The following is a 2,825-nucleotide window of genomic DNA, read 5'->3' as shown; positions in this document are numbered from 1 at the left end:
CCTTTTAATTGTTTATATCTTTTTAAAAGTTTATTAACTAAATCTCTTTGACTTTCAAAAAGTTCATCTAATAAAAACCCTGTAAATTTAGCATTACTTTTATAAAAATCGTAACTTTCTTTACTTTTAAGTTGGAATCTTAAAGGTTTTATTGGGTTTTGCTTAGATTTTTTAAATGTTGGACTTTCTTTCTCTCTTAATGATAATAAAGACATAGTAAGTCCATTTTCTATAATAAATGCCTCTTCTAAAAGCCCCTCTTCCATAGCATTGGCTATTCTAATATAGTCATACACTTGAGTTCTTGCTATTCTATAATTTTTTGCAAAAGAATTAAAACTTGTATATCCATCCAACTTGTAATATTCATTATCTTTTATCTCTTTTAAAATTTTAATAACTTCTATTTTATGAAAAATTTCTTTTTTAAAATTATTTACTAATTTATTCTTTAATTTTTCATAATATTCTAATTGCTCATTGTCCTTTTCTTCTAAATTTCTTTTGTTTATTTTTACTAACATAATAGTACCTCAAATAAAAATTTTTTATCATTAATAAGTTGTCCCGATTGGGGACAAAATAAATTAACTCATTTTATACTTTATCCATTATTTTTAAATAATCCATAAATTTATTAATAGCATTTTTATATTCATACATATAATCTTTTTCTAAAGAAAACCTAGAATTACTAGCTATATTTTTATTTAAATCTTCTCTTTCAGATATAATGCCTAAAAAATCACCCCTATTCTTTAATAAATTTAAAAATTCTTTATGTGTATTATTTTTTTTAAATCTTGTTATGAGCAAAAATATTGGAATTTTTAACCCTAATTTATTTAAAAAATAATCAAATAGATCTAAACACTCAACTGCCCATTTTTCAGCTATTATTGGAACAATAATATAATCACTACTAAACATTGCATTTTTAAATGCAATGTCAAAACTAGGGGCTGTATCCAATATTATATATTCATAATCACTGCTAAAACAGCTTAAATTTGATTTTAATAACAAGTCTTTAAATTCTATTTCAATTTCATTAAGCATATGCAAACTTAAATAGCTTGGCAATAAATCCAAATTATTTTCAATGTTTACAATTGCTTTTTTAATATCTAAATCATTGACTAAAACTTCATATATATTATTAAATTTTAAATTTATATTATCTTCTTGTATTTTATCTTGATAGTAACTAGTTACAGATGCTTGTGTATCCATATCTATTAATAATACTTTATTTTTTTTTGATAACAAAAATGATAATGCTAAGCAAGTTGTACTTTTCCCAACACCACCTTTAATTGAAGCAATTGTAATTACTTTTGTTTTTTTTCTATCCATTTTCTAAAAATTCCTTGTTCCGTATATTTTTCCCTATATTTAATCCTTATATAGCCTTTTTGCTAAATTCTTCTGGTATTAGGGAATTATTTTCATTTTGTATTATTTCTAATAATTCGCAATTATATGTACCAAATACTTTATTATATTCTAATTTCTTTTTGCTATTCAAATAAGTTTTTATAATTGGCTTTATAAATTCAATATTTGCCTTTTCTTTTAGTTGATCAATAAGAATATTATAAATGTTTACCTTTATATGCTCATAATCTTTTTGTGAATTTTCTTTTTTCAATTCAATTGATTTTTCTAATTTACGTTTTATTACACTTAAATCGTTATATTTTTGATGCTCAATAATAAAATGCGGCTTATTTTTATAAATTTCATATACTTTCTGGATATTTATTTTCAATTGTTCAGCATTATATCCTTTTTTTTGTAATTCTTTTTGAATATTGTCTAGGATTTCTTTTAATTTGTTTTGCTTATCTTTAAAATAAGATTTATTAAAATGTATATTTTTATGCTTTAGTAGTTTAATCTCAATGATTTTTGAAACTTTAAGCATTTTAATTTTCAAGTCTTTATTAATATCTAAATTTAAAATAAAAGGAAGAATGTCTTTACATTTAAAGTTACATTTATTGGAATATTTTATTATTTGAAACTTTTCTATCTGTTTATTCTTTTCTTCTTTTATATTATTATTTTTATTACTTAAACACTCCTCCAAATTTACACACCTATTTTTATTAAATTTGTTTTCAAGGCCTATTTCAACTCTTTTTTCAAATCTAGAATGTTTTTTGTCTTCGAAGTATTTGTTTATCATATAGTGACACTCTTTTTTTGGATAATTAAGTTTGTAGTAAATTTCAGTACCACAATTTATCCCCAAGTGTTTGTAGTAATTAGTTGTTACTTTAAATTTTTTTTCTAATTCGTAAAGATATTTTTGAAGTGTCTTTAACTTAACGGGATTTTGACCATTTCTTTTTAGATTTTCATTAAAGTAATAGAGTATGTTTTTTTGAGTGTATTTTTTATATTTTTTGTTTACATACTTTAAAGTTGAGATAAGAACTATTAATTTATGTTGTAATTTATTGTGGCAATTTGGATATTTTTTATTGGTCGAAACATTGTGCATGTTTTCTCCTTTATTTGTTTAATATTAATAATAATTATTATAGTGCATAATTTTGATTTAAAAGTAAATACTTTTCTAAAAAAATATGAAATTTCCATTATTAATCTTATTAATTAAATGTACTTTTTATACTTTAGTATAAATAAATTGATTTTAATGATAAGTTAGACTATACTGCAAATAGCGTAGGAAAATATTGTCATATGTTTAACCTACCTTTATTTGTTAATTTGCAAAAAATGTAATGTAAGGGTTTAGCTTAGTTCTTTGGTAAAGAGAATCTAGCTAAGCCCTCATTTTTTTGCAAAAATTTTTG

Annotated in this window: 3 protein-coding genes; all 3 read right to left on the bottom strand. The window is 21.7% G+C overall.

Annotated elements, in window-relative coordinates; translation table 11 throughout:
* Positions 1-524, bottom strand: a 524-nt coding sequence (locus HNP63_RS06545; protein WP_014486137.1) for a chromosome replication/partitioning protein, incomplete at its 3' end; no start/stop codon positions are given.
* A gap of 73 nt (positions 525-597) precedes the next feature.
* Positions 598-1,356 (bottom strand): ParA family protein, encoded by a 759-nt coding sequence (locus HNP63_RS06540; protein ID WP_183227680.1) that lies wholly within the window; start codon positions 1,354-1,356, stop codon positions 598-600.
* 46 nt (positions 1,357-1,402) lie between these two features.
* Positions 1,403-2,509 (bottom strand): plasmid maintenance protein, encoded by a 1,107-nt coding sequence (locus tag HNP63_RS06535; protein WP_183227678.1) that lies wholly within the window; start codon positions 2,507-2,509, stop codon positions 1,403-1,405.
* Positions 2,510-2,825: the final 316 nt, after the last annotated feature.

Origin of the sequence: Borreliella afzelii (assembly GCF_014202295.1) — a bacterium.
In the GTDB taxonomy this organism is placed as follows: Bacteria; Spirochaetota; Spirochaetia; order Borreliales; family Borreliaceae; genus Borreliella; species Borreliella afzelii.
The sequence above is the reverse complement of the archived record's forward strand: the minus strand, read 5'-3'. Positions and strand labels throughout refer to the sequence as shown.

Coding starts and splice junctions, on each gene's coding strand:
- HNP63_RS06540 (WP_183227680.1), bottom strand. CDS start 1,356: ATGGATAGAAAAAAAACAAAAGTAATTACAATTGCTTCAATTAAAGGT.
- HNP63_RS06535 (WP_183227678.1), bottom strand. CDS start 2,509: ATGCACAATGTTTCGACCAATAAAAAATATCCAAATTGCCACAATAAA.